Genomic DNA, 15,704 nt, shown 5'->3' with positions numbered 1-15,704 from the left:
CGATGGACAGCAACTGGATCGATATTGGCGATATTTCCGATATTCCCCTGCGCGGTGCGCGTTGCGTAAAAACGCCGATGGGCAAGATCGCCGTGTTCCGCACGGCGGAAAATCAGGTCTTCGCCATCGAGGACCATTGCCCGCACAAGGGCGGCCCGCTGAGCCAGGGTATCGTGCATGGCGCTTCGGTCACGTGTCCCTTGCACAATTGGGTGATTTCTCTGGAGACCGGCAAGGCGCTGGGGGCGGATGAGGGCGAGGTGAAGACTATCCCTGTCCGTAATCTCGACGGGCGGCTTTCGATAGCGCTTGAAACTCTGATGATCGCGGCGGAGTGATTTTCGATGGCGGCGAAGATACCCCCCTCTGTCCTGCCGGCCATCTCCCCCACAAGGGGGGAGATCGACAAGCGGAAGGCTTCCCGCTTCCTCTCCACCGGCGGCGTGGCCAGTTGTGAACGGAGGCTTATGCCGCAAGTGATCTCCCCCCTTGTGGGGGAGATGTCCGGCAGGACAGAGGGGGGTAACCGCCACGCACTGAGAGGGCAAACCCATGCCCGTTGAAACAAAGACCACCTGTCCCTATTGCGGCGTCGGCTGCGGCGTCATTGCCACTATCAACGACGACGGCGCGGTGTCCGTCAGGGGCGATCAGGACCACCCCGCCAATTTCGGTCGGCTGTGTTCCAAAGGTTCGGCTCTGGCCGAAACCATCGATCTCGAAGGACGCCTGCTCCACCCCGAAATCAGCGGCAGGCGGGCGGCATGGGGCGAGGCGCTCGATCTCGTCGTGTCCCGTTTCACCAAGGCCATTGCCGAGCACGGCCCGGATTCGGTTGCCTTTTATGTCTCCGGCCAATTGCTGACCGAGGATTATTACCTCGCCAACAAGCTGATGAAAGGTTTCATCGGCTCTGCCAATATCGATACCAATTCAAGGCTTTGCATGTCGTCCTCGGTTGCCGGCCATCGCCGCGCCTTCGGGGCCGATACGGTGCCGGGCACCTATGAGGATATGGAGCTTGCCGATCTGGTGATCCTCACCGGCTCCAACCTCGCCTGGTGCCATCCGGTTCTCTATCAGCGGCTTTCGGCCGCCAAGGCGGCGCGGCCGGAAATGAAGGTCGTCGTCATCGATCCGCGCCGGACGATGAGCGCCGATGTTGCCGATATGCACCTCGCCATCCGCCCGGATGGAGATGTGGCGCTGTTTACCGGTCTGTTGGCGCATCTTTTCGCCAGCAGCGCAATAGACCGCGGTTACGTTGAAAACCATACGGCCGGTTTCGAGGCTGCCACGCAGGCCGCAAGTGAGCATAGCTTGCCGGAAATTGCCGAGGCCACCGGCCTGACCATCGCCGAACTGATTTCCTTTTACGAATTGTTCGAGCGCACGGAAAAAACCGTCACCTGCTACAGCCAGGGCGTTAACCAGTCGCAAAGCGGCACCGACAAGGTCAACGCCATCATCAATTGCCACCTCGCCACCGGCCGCATCGGCCGGCCCGGCATGGGACCTTTTTCACTGACCGGCCAGCCGAACGCCATGGGCGGGCGCGAGGTCGGCGGGCTGGCCAATATGCTGGCTGCGCATATGGCTATCGAAAATGCCGAGGATCGCGACCGCGTGCGGCGTTTCTGGGCCTCGCCCGCCATTGCGGAAAAACCCGGACTGAAAGCGGTGGACATGTTCCGGGCGGTGGCGGACGGTCGCATCAAGGCGCTGTGGATCATGGCCACCAACCCGGTCGTATCCATGCCGGATGCCGGTGCCGTCGAGGCGGCGATAAAGGCCTGTCCTTTTGTCGTCGTCTCCGATGTCATGGCGAGTACCGACACGGCTCGCCATGCGCATGTGCTTCTGCCATCGCTTGGCTGGGGGGAAAAGGACGGGACCGTCACCAATTCCGAACGGCGCATTTCCCGCCAGCGCGGGTTTCTCGATGCGCCCGGCGAAGCGAAAGCGGACTGGTGGCAAATGGCGGAAGTGGGCCGGCGCATGGGTTTCGAAGCCGCCTTCGCCTATCGCAATCCATCGGAGATTTTTGCCGAACATGCCGCTCTTTCCGGCTTTGAGAATGCTGGCAATCGCGATTTCGACATCAGCGGTGTGGAACCGAATTCCTACGATGCGATGACGCCGTTTCAATGGCCGCAGGCCGCGCCGGGCGATGCCGTCGTCACCCGCTTTTTCGCCGATGGCCGGTTTTATCACGCCGATGGCAAGGCGCGGTTCATTGCCACGGCTTTGCCGCAGACGTGCAGGACGTCGGCGGATTATCCGCTGACACTGAACACCGGCCGTATCCGCGATCAATGGCACACCATGACCCGCACCGGCAAAAGTGCGCGCCTTACCGCCCATATCGCCGAACCCTTCGTCGAACTTCACCCGCGCGATGCGCAGTGGCTGGGAATAGAAAGTGCCGATCTGGTGGAGCTGGAAAGTCCCCATGGCAAGGTGTTGCTGCGGGCGCTGATCAGTGAGAGGCAGGCGCGCGGATCGGTCTTCGCGCCAATGCACTGGAACGACCAGTTCGCCTCGCAGGCGCGCATCGATGTCATGGTTGCCCCGGTGACGGACCCGCATTCCGGTCAGCCCGCCTCGAAAAACATGGGCGTAAGGGCAAGGCGCTTCGAAGCAAAAGCCTATGGTTTCGCCATCTCCCGCATCCGGCCGGATGCGCAAGATTGTGCCTACTGGGCCACGGCCAAAGCGGATGGCGGCTATCGCATGGAGTTCGCTTTTGCGGAGGAGCCGCAGGACTGGACATTCTGGGCGCGGCAGGTCTTCGGCATTGAGGCCAGGGTTGAGCCCTTGGGTTACAGCGACCGGCACACGGGCGACCTGCGCCTTGCCTTCTTCGACGGCGATATCCTGCTCGCCGCGCTGTTCATTGCCAGGCAGCCGGTGGCCGTCGCCCGCAACTGGGCGATCTCGCAGTTGACCGAACGCCATGAAGATTTGCGCATGCGCTTTGCGCTTGTCGCTGGTCGCCCCGGCGCCGGCCGCGCCGATCCGGGCGCCACTGTCTGCTCCTGCTTTAACGTCGGGGTGAACCAGATTACCGCCGCCATCCGTGAGGGATGTCACAGCGTCGAAGCCATCGGCAAGGCGTTGAATGCCGGAACCAATTGCGGCTCCTGCCGCGCCGAAATCAGGGGGGTCATCAATGGATGCCTTAAAACCGCAGCGGAATGAACCGGCCCGCATGGAAAGATTAGCCAAGTTGCCGGTCTTCTGGGGGCTTGAGGGCAAGCGTGTGGTGCTGGCGGGCGGATCGGACGCGGCCGCCTGGAAGGCGGAACTGCTGCTCGCCTGCGGGGCGGAATTGCATCTTTATTGCGAGGCAAGCGAACTTTCGGAAAGCTTTGCAGCGCTCGTCGCAAAAAGCCAGATGCTGATATGGGATGACCGTCCGTGGGGTCCGGATATCTTCGAGGGCGCGGAACTGGCGCTGGCAGATTGCGAAACCGATGCGGAAGCCGAGAGCTTCTACGCCGCGGCGCGCGCGGCCGGCGTTCCCGTCAATGTCATCGACAAGCCGGAATTCTGCCAGTTCCAGTTCGGCTCCATCGTCAATCGTTCGCCGGTGGTGGTGTCGATTTCAACCGATGGTGCAGCCCCCATTCTGGCGCAGGCTATCCGCCGGCGCATCGAGACATTGTTGCCGCTTTCGCTGAAGGACTGGGGCGCGCTTGCCCAGACAATCCGCGAGCGCGTCAATCTGCGGCTCGCTCCCGGCGCGTCGCGGCGTTCTTTCTGGGAAAAATTCGTCGATCGCGCCTTCACCGAAAGGCTGGATGAGGGCAGCGAGGAACGGCTGCTTGCGGATATCGAAATGCAGGCTGCGCGGGCAGGATCGGGGCGCGGCCTTGTAACGCTTGTGGGCGCCGGCCCGGGCGATGCCGAACTGCTGACGCTGAAAGCGGTGCGCGCTTTGCAGGCGGCCGATGTCATCCTGTTCGACGATCTCGTTTCAGCCGAGGTGCTGGAACTGGCGCGGCGGGAGGCGAAGCGCATGCTGGTTGGCAAGCGCGGCGGCCGGGAAAGTTGCCGGCAGGAAGACATCAATGACATGATGATCCGCCTCGCCAAGGCCGGCAAACGGGTGGTGCGGTTGAAATCCGGCGATCCGATGATATTCGGGCGCGCCGGCGAGGAGATCGCGGCGCTGGAGGCTGAAAATATCCCGGTCGAGATCGTGCCCGGCATCACCGCCGCAAGCGCCATGGCCTCGCGCCTGGGGGTTTCCCTGACCCATCGCGACCATGCCCAGTCGGTACGCTTCATCACCGGCCATTCCCGGCAAGGAAAGCTGCCGGAGGATATCGACTGGCAATCCCTGTCAAACCCTTCCGTGACCACGGTTTTTTACATGGGCGGGCGAACCGCATCCAGCATAGAGGCTTGCCTGCTCGCTCACGGCATGCCCGCTTCAACCCCCGTTGCGGTCATGATTTCCGTCAGCCGTGCGAATGAGCAGCGCTGGTGCGGCCCCCTGATGGAACTCGGTGCCGCCGTCGAGAGACTGGGCGTGAACGAACCTGTGCTGATCGGTATCGGCGATGTATTTGCTGTCGCCTCCTCGGCGATGTCCCGCTCTAACCTGTTGATTGAGAAAGTCGGCTAAATAATATCGTCAAGTGGCTTCACGCCCTGCCTGCGGAACCGCATTTCCCTGTTTTAATACCGCCACCATCGCTACTGCAAAACCGTCCCTTGACATTGGTTTTTCGTTCGCTCTTCAATAAAACGAAAAAATTGAAAGAGGAGGGAGGGTGAAATGCTGCTCACACCGCGTCAGGATGAAATCGTTGCGCTGGCGAAAGCGAATGGCCGGGTGCTGGTCGATGAGCTGGCGGCGCGGTTTTCGGTGACACCCCAGACGATCCGCAAGGACTTGAACGATCTCTGCGATACGCGGGTTCTGACCCGCATCCATGGCGGCGCGCTTTTTCCAAGCGGCAACGAAAACGTCAAATACGAGGCGCGTCGGGCGATAGCCTCTTCCGAAAAGCAGGCGATCGGCGCCGCCGCTGCCGCCCTCATCCCCAACAACTCGTCACTTTTCATCAATATCGGCACGACGACAGAAGCCGTGGGCGAAGCGCTGGCGGATCATCACGAGTTGATGGTCATTACCAACAACATCAATGTTGCCAACAGGTTGAGGGTCTTCCCCGGTATCGAGGTGGTGATTGCCGGTGGTGTCGTGCGCGGTTCCGATGGCGGTATCGTCGGCGAGGCGGCGGTGGATTTCATTCGCCAGTTCAAGGTGGATTTCGCCGTCATCGGCGTTTCGGCCATCGATGAGGACGGCGCCTTGCTGGATTTCGACTTTCGTGAGGTGAAGGTCGCGCAGGCAATCATCTCCAATGCGCGCCATGTCATTCTCGTGTCGGATTCGCTCAAATTCGAGCGCACGGCTCCGGTTCGTATCGGCCATCTTTCTCAGGTGCATACTTTCATCACCGATCATTGTCCGGTGGATTCGATCCGGTCCATCTGTGCCGATCATGACGTCCGGTTGATCGAAACCGAGATGCGCGAGTCCTGATCGGGACGATCTATCAATTTCGTTTGACATTCGTTTTATCTTCGAATTAGATGTTCGTGCTTTCAATATGTCGATGGGGAGAGCGTCGATGAAAGCGCGGGAGGATTCATGTCTGACGAGGCAATCCACGATATTTTCGTGATCGGCGGCGGTATCAATGGCTGCGGCATCGCGCGTGACGCCGTTGGCAGAGGTTATTCCGTCGCGCTTGCGGAAATGAACGATTTTGCCTCCGGCACGTCTTCCGCCGCTACCAAGCTTATTCATGGCGGTTTGCGTTATCTCGAGCATTACGAGTTTCGTCTGGTGCGAGAAGCACTTATGGAACGAGAAGTGTTGTGGGCCATGGCGCCGCATATCATCTGGCCCATGCGCTTCGTACTGCCGTTCCAGAAGGGTGGCGTGCGCCCGGCCTGGCTCGTGCGTCTGGGGCTATTTCTTTATGATCATCTTGGCGGCCGAAAGCTTCTGCCTGCGACCCGCTCGCTCGATCTGCGCCGCGATCCCGCCGGGAAACCTTTGAAACCGATTTTTGCCCGCGCCTTCGAATATTCGGATGGGTGGGTGGACGATGCCCGCCTGGTGGTGCTGAATGCCCGCGACGCTGCCAATCGCGGTGCGCTCATCCTTAACCGCACGCAGGTGGTTTCGGCCCGGCGCGAAGGCGCATTCTGGCGAGTCGAAACGAAAAATGCGGACGGAGAGGCCAAGACCTACCGGGCGCGCATGCTGGTGAATGCCGCGGGTCCCTGGGTGGACAAGGTGTTGTCCTCGGCATTCGGCAAAAACAACGTGCATAATGTCCGCCTGGTGCAGGGCAGCCACATCATCGTGCGCAAGAAATTTTCCGATCCGCGTGCGTATTTTTTCCAGAATCCGGACGGGCGGATCATCTTCGCCATTCCTTATGAACAGGACTTCACGCTGATTGGCACGACGGATCGCGACTATACCGCCGATCCCCGGGCTGTTAGGATCAGCGACGAGGAGATCAGCTATCTTTGCAATGCGGCGAGCGAATATTTCGCTGAACCGGTGAAGCCTGAGGATATCGTCTGGACCTATTCCGGCGTGCGCCCGCTATTCGATGACGGGGCATCGAAGGCGCAGGAAGCGACCCGCGATTATGTGTTGAAAACCGAAGGGGCGGAAGGCGAAGCGCCGCTACTCAATATTTTCGGCGGCAAGCTCACCACCTATCGGCGGCTTGCCGAACATGCTCTTGAAAAAATCGGCGATGCGCTGGGTGAAAAGGGCGCGCCTTGGACGGCGGGCTCACATCTGCCGGGTGGGGATTTCGGCGCGGAGGCCTACAACGCGGAAGTTTCGGCGCTACGGTCGCGTTACCCCTTTCTTGAAGAGCGTCATGCGGAGCGGCTTGTGCGCTGCTACGGAACGGATGCGGCGGTACTGATCGGCGATGCCACAGAGGCGGCGGCGCTGGGGCGGTATTTCGGCGGTACGCTCTACGAGGCTGAGGTTCGCTGGCTGATGGCGCGGGAATGGGCGCTGACGGCCGAGGATATTCTGTGGCGCCGCACCAAGCAGGGCCTCTTTTTTACCCCGGAAGAGGTGCGTTCGCTGGAGGATTATGTCGAAGACATTGCAGGTGGGCGCTTAAGGGCAATCTGACGATCCGGATAAAAGCGGAGGAGGCTTTGGATCACCATGCTTGAATTGCGAAACGTCTCGAAGATGGTTGGCGGTGAATATCATATTCACCCGACCGATCTGACGTTGCAGCGCGGAAGCCTGAACGTCCTGCTTGGACCGACACGTTCGGGCAAGACGACGCTGATGCGGCTGATGGCCGGGCTGGACAAGCCGAGCGCTGGCTCGATCTTTTTCAATGGCGAAGACGTAACGGGTTTTCCGGTGCAGAAGCGCAACGTCGCCATGGTCTATCAGCAGTTCATCAACTATCCGGCGCTCAGCGTTTATGAAAACATCGCCTCGCCCATGCGCGTTGCCGGCAAGGACCAGGCGACCATCGACAGGGAAGTGAGGAAAGCCGCCGAGCTTTTGAAGCTGACGCCCTATCTAGACCGTACGCCGCTCAATCTTTCCGGCGGCCAGCAGCAGCGCACAGCACTTGCCCGCGCCATCGTCAAAAACGCCCATCTGGTGTTGCTTGATGAGCCGCTGGCCAATCTCGATTACAAGCTGCGCGAAGAGCTGCGCGAGGAGTTGCCGCGCATCTTCGCCGAATCCGGCGCTATCTTCGTTTATGCCACCACCGAACCTTCCGAAGCGCTGCTTTTGGGCGGCAATACCGCAACGCTCAACGAAGGCAGGGTAACGCAGTTCAGCCACACCATCGAGGTTTACCGGCGTCCGGTGGATATAGTCACCGCCGAAATTTTTGCAGACCCGCCGCTCAATACCATCGAGGTCGTCAAGGCGGGCGGCGCATTCACCCGTGCCAACCAGGCGGTGATTGCGGTGCCGGCGCATCTTGCCGCCGTGCCGGATGGACCTTTGACCATCGCTTTCCAGCCGCACCATCTTTTCCCGCAGGCGAAGGGCGAGGCCCGCCAGTCGATCCGGGCACGGACGCTGATTTCGGAAATCGCCGGATCGGAAAGCTTCGTGCATGTGGAATTTTCGGGCCGGCGCTGGGTCATGCTGGCGCATGGCATTCACGACATCGAGCCGGACAGGGACATAGAACTGTTTCTCGATACAAAACACCTGATGGCCTTTGACGCGAATGGCCGCGCCATCGGCAAAGCGGCTTGAGGGAGATCGATCATGGCACGCATCACGCTCGATCACATCCGCCACGCTTATAACGCAAAGGCGCAGGCTGCCGGCGACTATGCGCTGAAGGAAGTCCACCATGAATGGGAAGACGGCGGGGCCTATGCGCTGTTGGGGCCTTCCGGCTGCGGCAAGACCACGCTGCTCAACATCATTTCCGGGCTGCTGCGCCCCTCCGAAGGCCGCATCGCCTTTGATGGAACCGATGTGACGGATTTCGCCACGGAAGACCGCAATATTGCGCAGGTATTCCAGTTCCCGGTCGTTTACGACACGATGACGGTCTACGACAATCTGGCCTTTCCGCTGCGCAACCGGCATGTGCCGGAAGCCGAAGTCGACCGCCGGGTGCGGGAAATCCTGGAAATGACCGATCTTTCCGGCATGGCCAAACGACATGCTCGTGGTCTGACGGCGGATCAGAAGCAGAAGATTTCGCTGGCGCGCGGGCTGGTGCGGTCCGATGTCAACGCGATCCTCTTCGATGAGCCGCTGACGGTCATCGATCCGCACATGAAATGGGTGTTGCGCTCGCAGCTGAAGCGGCTGCACCGGCAATCCGGTTTCACCATGGTCTATGTGACCCACGACCAGACCGAAGCGCTGACCTTCGCCGACAAGGTTGTGGTCATGTATGACGGGCAGATCGTCCAGATCGGCACGCCGGCTGAGCTCTTCGAGCGGCCGGGGCATACATTCGTCGGTTATTTCATCGGCTCGCCCGGCATGAACGTGCTGCCCGCCAGTATCGAGGGCGCGACCGCAATGGTCGGCGGCCTCGACGTACCGCTGGCCGGTGCGCCAAAGGTTGACGGAGCACAACGCATCGAGATCGGCATCCGTCCGGAATTTGTCCGGCTGGAACGGGGCGGCATGCCCATCATTGTTGACAAGGTCGAGGATATCGGCCGGCAGAAGATCGTGCGCGCCCGGTTTGCCGGCCAGAAGCTTTCGATTGTCGTTGCCGAAGACGAGGAAATCCCGGCGGAAGCGGGTGTTCGCTTCGATCCGGCCGCCATTGGCGTCTTCGCCGATTCCTGGCGTGTAAAGATGGGGGCCTGACCATGGAAAAGAGCTGGAACAACAAGGCATGGTTCATGGTGCTGCCGGTGCTGGTGCTGGTCGCCTTTTCCGCCGTCATTCCGCTGATGACCGTCGTGAATTATTCGGTGCAGGATACGTTCGGCAATAACCAGTTCTTCTGGGCGGGAACGCAATGGTTCGAGGACATTCTCCGTTCCGCCCGTTTCTGGGATGCGCTGGGGCGCAACCTTCTATTTTCCGGCATTATTCTGGCGATTGAAATTCCGCTCGGCATCTTCATCGCGCTCAAGATGCCGAAGTCCGGCTTCGGCGTGCCCGTCTGCCTTGTCACCATGGCGCTGCCGCTGCTGGTGCCGTGGAATGTCGTCGGCACGATCTGGCAGGTTTTCGGCCGCAGCGATATCGGTCTGCTCGGCTATTACGCCAATCAACTCGGGCTCGATTACAACTATGTCAACGATCCGGTCGATGCGTGGATCACGGTCGTCATCATGGATGTCTGGCACTGGACGAGCCTTGTCGTGCTTCTGTGTTACGCCAGTCTCGTCTCCATTCCGGATGCCTATTATCAGGCGGCAAGGATCGATGGTGCGTCACGTTTTGCGGTATTCCGCTACATCCAGCTGCCGAAGATGAAGCGGGTGCTGCTGATCGCCTTCCTGCTGCGCTTCATGGACAGTTTCATGATCTATACCGAGCCTTTCGTTGTCACCGGCGGCGGCCCGGGCAATTCCACGACCTTCCTGTCCATCGATCTCGTGAAAGTTGCGCTCGGCCAGTTTGACCTCGGGCCGGCGGCAGCCATGTCGCTGATCTACTTCCTCATCATCCTGCTGCTGTCCTGGGTGTTCTACACCGTCATGACCAGCCACGACGCGGAGACTTGAGACATGAGCGCCTCGAATGTCACCACAAGCGTGGAGCGCAACGGCATTGGCAGTTCGCCGGTGAGAGCGAATGCAACGGGACGATCCGGACTTGCCGTCAATGCGCGGCGTCGCCGCCATGGGCCGTCGCGTTTTTCCTGGCTGGTGCCGACGATCTATATCCTGCTGCTGCTTGTTCCGATCTACTGGCTCGTCAATATGAGCTTCAAGACGAACACGGAAATCGTCTCGTCCATGACGCTTTATCCGCATGAGCCGACGTTGCAGAACTACCGGACGATCTTTACCGATTCGTCCTGGTATTCGGGCTATATCAATTCAATCATCTATGTCGTGATGAACATGGTGATTTCGGTCGCGGCTGCGCTGCCGGCGGCCTACGCCTTCTCGCGTTATCGTTTTCTGGGCGACAAGCACCTGTTCTTCTGGCTTTTGACCAACCGCATGGCGCCGCCCGCCGTCTTCGCGCTGCCCTTCTTCCAGCTGTATTCGGCTTTCGGGCTGATCGATACGCATATAGCCGTGGCGCTGGCGCATTGCCTGTTCAACGTGCCGCTGGCGGTGTGGATTCTCGAGGGCTTCATGTCCGGCGTGCCGAAGGAAATCGACGAGACCGCCTATATTGACGGCTATTCTTTCCCGAAATTCTTCGTGAAGATTTTCATGCCGCTCATCGCCTCCGGCATTGGTGTCGCCTGCTTCTTCAGCTTCATGTTCTCCTGGGTCGAGCTTCTGATCGCCCGCACGCTGACGACGACGGACGCAAAACCGATCGCCGCGACCATGACGCGCACCGTTTCGGCCGCCGGTATGGACTGGGGCCTGCTTGCCGCCGCCGGCGTGCTGACGCTGATCCCCGGCGCGCTGGTGATCTGGTTCGTGCGCAATTACATCGCCAAGGGCTTTGCGCTCGGGAGGGTTTGACCATGATGAAAATGCCCGATTTTACCTGGATGGCGTGGACTTGGCAGACGGGTGCGTTTTTCGGCGCTATCGCCGTGCTGCTCGTCGGCATGTGGGTATGGGAGCGACTTTCGCCCGGCGGCAATCCCCGCTTCGGCCTGTTGCGCTTCGAGACCACGCGCGGCGACAGGTTGTTCATCTCGCTGCTCGGCAGCGCTTTCATTCATCTCGCATGGCTCGGGCTGGTCGGCCCGAACCTGTGGTGGGCTCTCGCTCTATCCTTGGTCTACGCCATCGGCGTTTTCCGTTTTGTCTAGAGCAGGAAACGGTGCGGCGGAGGAAAACCGCACCCGTAGACTTTATGCAATCGCAAACCCTTGGGAGGACTGATATGCGACGGCATTTGATGACGACGACGGCGGCCATGCTGCTGGCAATGACGGGTTCCGCTTTCGCCGGAATGGAGGAAGCAAAGCAGTTTCTGGACAAGGAAATCGGCGATATGTCGTCGCTTTCACGTGCGGATCAGGAAAAGGAGCTGCAATGGTTTGTCGATGCCGCGAAACCTTTTGCGGGCATGGAAATCAAGGTCGTTTCCGAATCTCTGACGACCCATGAATATGAATCCAAGGTTCTGGCCCCGGCTTTCACCGCCATTACCGGCATCAAGGTCACGCACGACCTGATCCAGGAAGGTGACGTTGTCGAAAAAATCCAGACCCAGATGCAGACCGGCCAGAACCTCTATGACGGCTGGGTCAACGATAGCGACCTCATCGGCACCCATTGGCGCTACCAGCAGGTGCGCAACCTGACCGACTTCATGGCCAATGAAGGCAAGGACGTCACCAATCCCGGCCTCGACCTTGAGGACTTTATCGGCAGCGCCTTTACGACGGCGCCGGATAAGAAGCTCTACCAGCTTCCAGATCAGCAGTTCGCGAACCTCTACTGGTTCCGTTACGACTGGTTCAACGATGAAAAGAACAAGGCCGATTTCAAGGCTAAATACGGGTATGACCTCGGCGTGCCGGTCAACTGGTCGGCCTATGAGGATATTGCCGAATTCTTCACCGGCCGGGATGTCGACGGCAAGAAGGTTTTCGGCCATATGGACTATGGCAAGAAGGACCCGTCGCTCGGCTGGCGCTTCACCGATGCCTGGCTTTCCATGGCCGGGAACGGCGACAAGGGCCTGCCGAACGGTCTGCCGGTCGATGAATGGGGCATCAAGGTCAACGACAAGTCGCAGCCGGTCGGCTCCTGCGTGGCGCGCGGCGGCGATACCAACGGTCCGGCTTCGGTCTATTCCATCGAGAAATATCTCGAATGGCTGAAGAAATATGCGCCGCCGGAGGCGCAGGGCATGACCTTCTCCGAATCCGGTCCGGTGCCGGCGCAGGGCAATATCGCCCAGCAGATCTTCTGGTATACGGCGTTTACCGCCGATATGGCCAAACCCGGCCTGCCGGTCGTGAACGAGGACGGTTCGCCGAAATGGCGTGTCGCACCTTCACCACATGGCGTCTACTGGAAGGACGGCATGAAGCTCGGTTATCAGGATGTGGGTTCGTGGACGCTGATGAAATCCACCCCCGACGACCGCGCCAAGGCCGCCTGGCTCTACGCGCAGTTCGTGACCTCCAAGACCGTGGATGTGAAGAAGAGCCATGTGGGCCTGACCTTCATTCGCGACACCACCATCCACCACAAGAGCTTCACGGACCGGGCCTCCAAGCTCGGCGGTCTCATCGAGTTCTATCGTTCGCCGGCTCGCGTGCAATGGTCGCCGACCGGCACCAACGTTCCGGATTATCCGAAGCTGGCGCAATTGTGGTGGCAGGCGATCGGCGATGCTTCGTCGGGTGCGAAAACTGCGCAGGCTGCGATGGACTCTCTCTGCGCCGAGCAGGAAAAGGTCATGAGCCGTCTGGAACGCGCTGGCGTGCAGGGCGATATCGGCCCGAAGCTGGCGGAAGAGCACGATATCGAATACTGGAACAAGGATGCCGTTTCGAAGGGCAATCTGGCGCCGCAGCTGAAGATAGCCGACGAAAAGGAAAAACCGGTCACCGTCAACTACGACGAACTGGTCAAAAGCTGGCAGAAGTGATTTCTGCGTAAAATCTGAAACCGGGGCGGCTTGCCGCCCCGGTCATTGCGTCTGAAAGGGAGTGGCATGATGGGCGGTTATATTCTGGCGATCGATCAGGGAACGACATCGACACGGTCGATGGTCTTTGATCGCGACATGCGGGTCATCGGTGTCGGGCAGCGAGAATTTCCGCAACATTTCCCGGCCTCGGGCTGGGTTGAACACGATGCCGAGGATATCTGGAAAAGCGTGTTCGAAACCATTCGGCTGGCGCTTGCCGATGCCGGCATCGCCGCCTCCGATATCGAGGCGATCGGTATTACCAACCAGCGCGAAACGACGGTACTGTGGGACAGGAACACGGGCGAGGCCGTGCATCGGGCCGTGGTCTGGCAGGATCGGCGCGCCGCGCCCATTTGCGAGGATCTAAAACGCCGGGGACTTGAGCCGCTGTTTTCGAAAAAGACCGGTCTGTTGCTCGATCCCTATTTTTCCGGCACGAAGCTGAAATGGCTTCTGGACAGCGTCAGCGGTCTTCGCGAAAAAGCCGTGAAGGGAGAAATCTGCTTCGGCACTGTCGACAGTTTCCTGATTTATCGCCTGACTGGCGGCCGCCGGCATGTCACCGACGCCACCAATGCCTCGCGGACGCTGATCTACAATATCGAAGAAAATACATGGGACGATGAGCTTCTGTCGATCCTCGACATTCCCAGCGCCATGCTGCCGGAAGTGCTGGATTGCGCCGCCGATTTTGGCGTGACCGACAAGTCGCTGCTGGGCGCGGAAATTCCGATCCTGGGTGTGGCCGGCGACCAGCAGGCAGCCGTCATCGGCAATGCCTGCTTCGAGCCGGGCATGATGAAATCCACCTACGGCACGGGTTGCTTTGCGCTCCTTAATACCGGCACGGATCGCGTCGCCTCGACCAACCGGCTGCTGACGACCATCGCTTACCGTCTTGACGGCATCACCACCTATGCGCTGGAAGGCTCCATTTTCATTGCCGGTGCCGCCGTGCAATGGCTGCGCGATGAGCTTGGTTTCATCTCGGTCGCTTCCGAGGTCAGCGCGCTTGCGGAAAAGGCCGACGCCAATCAGCGTGTCTATCTGGTTCCGGCCTTCACCGGTCTTGGCGCGCCCTATTGGGACGCGGAGGCCCGTGGCGCGATTTTCGGGCTGACGCGCGGCACCGGTCCGGCGGAATTCGCCCGCGCGGCGCTGGAAAGCGTCGCCTATCAGACCTTCGACCTGCTGGACGCCATGCGCAAGGACTGGGCGGGTGACAATGGCAAGACGGTGCTCCGGGTCGATGGCGGCATGGTCGCTTCGGATTGGACCATGCAGCGGCTGGCGGATATTCTTGCGGCACCCGTCGATCGGCCCGTTTTCCTGGAAACGACCATTCTTGGAGCGGCCTGGCTTGCCGCCTCCCGCGCCGGCATCTGGCCGGACCGCAAGGCCTTTGCTGAGCATTGGCGGCGTGATCGCCGTTTCAGCCCCGCAATGGAAGAGGCCGAACGGAAAGACGCCATTGACGGCTGGCGCGATAGTGTCGGCCGCTGCCTGTCGCAACGGGAGAATTGAATAGGCTACACGAAACTGCCGGGTGCGATGCTCTTGCTGGAAACGAGATCGGAAAGGGCGCGCACCAGCTTCGCATCCGCGCCCTTGCTTGGTTGAAGCACGAATTCCACGTCCTCCAGGGGCGGCAGCACGCCTGAGGTAATTTCCTTCAGGCCTGCCGGTGCCATGCTGCGCGGCTGCACCAGAATGCCCATGCCCGCCCTTGCTGCCGCGGTCAGCCCGCTGAGACTGCCGCAGGTGCAGACGATCCGCCAGGCGAGACCGGCCCGGTCCAGCGCCTCCTGCGCTGCCTTTCGGGTGATGCTCGGCGGCGGAAAGGCAATCAGCGGCAGGGCATCCGGCTGGTTCAGCATTCGCTCCGGGTCGCGCGCCAGCCACACGAGCGGTTCGCGGTAGAGAAAGTGCCCGAGCTTGTCGCCGAGACGGCGTTTGGCGAGCACCACATCCAGTTCACCATTGTCCTGCATCTGGTAAAGCACGCCGCTCAGGGAAACCGTCAGTTCCAAATCCACCAGAGGATAAAGGCGGATGAACTCTTCCAGAATGGCGGTCAGCCGGCTGGCGACGAAATCTTCCGAAACGCCAAGCCTCAGCCGCCCACGCAGGCGATTCTCGCTGAACAGCGACGACACCTTGCTGTCGATTTCCAGCATATTGCGAGCGTAACCGAGCAGTGCCTCACCTTCACCCGTCAGTTTCACCTGATGGGTGCTGCGAGCAATCAGCCGGCGGCCAAGTGCGGCCTCAAGCCTTTGAATATGCTGGCTGACAGTGGACTGGCCAATCCCCAGCCGTTCGGCCGCCAGCGTGAAGCTGCCGGTCTGCTGAAGCATCACGAAGCTCGCCAGATGTTGAAGGTTCAGCATTA

At 60.2% G+C, this 15,704-nt stretch carries 13 protein-coding genes; 12 read left to right on the top strand and 1 reads right to left on the bottom strand.

The window, feature by feature from the left end; all coding sequences use genetic code 11:
* Positions 1-2 precede the first annotated feature (2 nt).
* The 12 genes from nirD (at position 3) to glpK (ending at position 14,836) form a co-directional block, all read left to right on the top strand.
* Positions 3-338 (top strand): nitrite reductase small subunit NirD, encoded by a 336-nt coding sequence (gene nirD / locus AGR1_RS20075; RefSeq protein WP_003505867.1) that lies wholly within the window; start codon positions 3-5, stop codon positions 336-338.
* A 214-nt stretch (positions 339-552) separates the two neighbouring features.
* On the top strand, positions 553-3,201 hold the full coding sequence (locus AGR1_RS20065) for a nitrate reductase (protein WP_149147959.1): 2,649 nt from the start codon (positions 553-555) through the stop codon (positions 3,199-3,201).
* Complete coding sequence (gene cysG / locus AGR1_RS20060) at positions 3,173-4,633, top strand: siroheme synthase CysG (protein WP_187772238.1); 1,461 nt, start codon at positions 3,173-3,175, stop codon at positions 4,631-4,633. The genes AGR1_RS20065 and cysG overlap by 29 nt, the downstream gene beginning before the upstream one ends.
* Positions 4,634-4,786: 153 nt before the next feature.
* Positions 4,787-5,560: a DeoR/GlpR family DNA-binding transcription regulator gene (locus tag AGR1_RS20055; RefSeq protein WP_080794645.1), complete on the top strand. Its 774-nt coding sequence runs from the start codon at positions 4,787-4,789 to the stop codon at positions 5,558-5,560.
* A 108-nt stretch (positions 5,561-5,668) separates the two neighbouring features.
* Positions 5,669-7,192, top strand: a complete 1,524-nt coding sequence (locus tag AGR1_RS20050; protein WP_149147957.1) for a glycerol-3-phosphate dehydrogenase — start codon at positions 5,669-5,671, stop codon at positions 7,190-7,192.
* 36 nt (positions 7,193-7,228) lie between these two features.
* Positions 7,229-8,299, top strand: a complete 1,071-nt coding sequence (locus AGR1_RS20045; protein WP_149147956.1) for an ABC transporter ATP-binding protein — start codon at positions 7,229-7,231, stop codon at positions 8,297-8,299.
* Positions 8,300-8,311: 12 nt separating this feature from the next.
* The gene (locus tag AGR1_RS20040) at positions 8,312-9,382 is read left to right on the top strand and encodes an ABC transporter ATP-binding protein (RefSeq protein WP_149147955.1); all 1,071 of its coding nucleotides are present in this window, start codon (positions 8,312-8,314) and stop codon (positions 9,380-9,382) included.
* 2 nt (positions 9,383-9,384) lie between these two features.
* Positions 9,385-10,251: a sugar ABC transporter permease gene (locus AGR1_RS20035; RefSeq protein WP_080794651.1), complete on the top strand. Its 867-nt coding sequence runs from the start codon at positions 9,385-9,387 to the stop codon at positions 10,249-10,251.
* Positions 10,252-10,254: 3 nt separating this feature from the next.
* Positions 10,255-11,175 (top strand): carbohydrate ABC transporter permease, encoded by a 921-nt coding sequence (locus AGR1_RS20030; RefSeq protein ID WP_077983252.1) that lies wholly within the window; start codon positions 10,255-10,257, stop codon positions 11,173-11,175.
* A gap of 2 nt (positions 11,176-11,177) precedes the next feature.
* Complete coding sequence (locus AGR1_RS20025; protein WP_080794653.1) at positions 11,178-11,471, top strand: DUF2160 domain-containing protein; 294 nt, start codon at positions 11,178-11,180, stop codon at positions 11,469-11,471.
* Between the two features lie 74 nt (positions 11,472-11,545).
* Positions 11,546-13,267, top strand: coding sequence for an ABC transporter substrate-binding protein (locus AGR1_RS20020; RefSeq protein ID WP_080794655.1), 1,722 nt, complete (start codon positions 11,546-11,548; stop codon positions 13,265-13,267).
* A gap of 69 nt (positions 13,268-13,336) precedes the next feature.
* A complete protein-coding gene (glpK, locus tag AGR1_RS20015) occupies positions 13,337-14,836 on the top strand; it encodes a glycerol kinase GlpK (protein WP_149147954.1) in 1,500 nt (499 codons plus the stop codon).
* Positions 14,837-14,841: 5 nt separating this feature from the next.
* Here the strand turns inward: glpK and AGR1_RS20010 are convergent, their stop codons facing one another.
* Complete coding sequence (locus tag AGR1_RS20010; RefSeq protein WP_080794657.1) at positions 14,842-15,702, bottom strand: LysR family transcriptional regulator; 861 nt, start codon at positions 15,700-15,702, stop codon at positions 14,842-14,844.
* Positions 15,703-15,704: the final 2 nt, after the last annotated feature.

The organism is Agrobacterium sp. B1(2019) (assembly GCF_008274755.1).
GTDB classification, from domain to species: Bacteria; Pseudomonadota; Alphaproteobacteria; order Rhizobiales; family Rhizobiaceae; genus Agrobacterium; species Agrobacterium salinitolerans.
The sequence above is the reverse complement of the archived record's forward strand: the minus strand, read 5'-3'. Positions and strand labels throughout refer to the sequence as shown.

Bases quoted from the DNA above. Each gene is read 5' to 3' on its own strand.
- nirD (WP_003505867.1), top strand. From the start codon at position 3: ATGGACAGCAACTGGATCGATATTGGCGATATTTCCGATATTCCCCTG.
- AGR1_RS20065 (WP_149147959.1), top strand. From the start codon at position 553: ATGCCCGTTGAAACAAAGACCACCTGTCCCTATTGCGGCGTCGGCTGC.
- cysG (WP_187772238.1), top strand. From the start codon at position 3,173: ATGGATGCCTTAAAACCGCAGCGGAATGAACCGGCCCGCATGGAAAGA.
- AGR1_RS20055 (WP_080794645.1), top strand. From the start codon at position 4,787: ATGCTGCTCACACCGCGTCAGGATGAAATCGTTGCGCTGGCGAAAGCG.
- AGR1_RS20050 (WP_149147957.1), top strand. From the start codon at position 5,669: ATGTCTGACGAGGCAATCCACGATATTTTCGTGATCGGCGGCGGTATC.
- AGR1_RS20045 (WP_149147956.1), top strand. From the start codon at position 7,229: ATGCTTGAATTGCGAAACGTCTCGAAGATGGTTGGCGGTGAATATCAT.
- AGR1_RS20040 (WP_149147955.1), top strand. From the start codon at position 8,312: ATGGCACGCATCACGCTCGATCACATCCGCCACGCTTATAACGCAAAG.
- AGR1_RS20035 (WP_080794651.1), top strand. From the start codon at position 9,385: ATGGAAAAGAGCTGGAACAACAAGGCATGGTTCATGGTGCTGCCGGTG.
- AGR1_RS20030 (WP_077983252.1), top strand. From the start codon at position 10,255: ATGAGCGCCTCGAATGTCACCACAAGCGTGGAGCGCAACGGCATTGGC.
- AGR1_RS20025 (WP_080794653.1), top strand. From the start codon at position 11,178: ATGATGAAAATGCCCGATTTTACCTGGATGGCGTGGACTTGGCAGACG.
- AGR1_RS20020 (WP_080794655.1), top strand. From the start codon at position 11,546: ATGCGACGGCATTTGATGACGACGACGGCGGCCATGCTGCTGGCAATG.
- glpK (WP_149147954.1), top strand. From the start codon at position 13,337: ATGGGCGGTTATATTCTGGCGATCGATCAGGGAACGACATCGACACGG.
- AGR1_RS20010 (WP_080794657.1), bottom strand. From the start codon at position 15,702: ATGCTGAACCTTCAACATCTGGCGAGCTTCGTGATGCTTCAGCAGACC.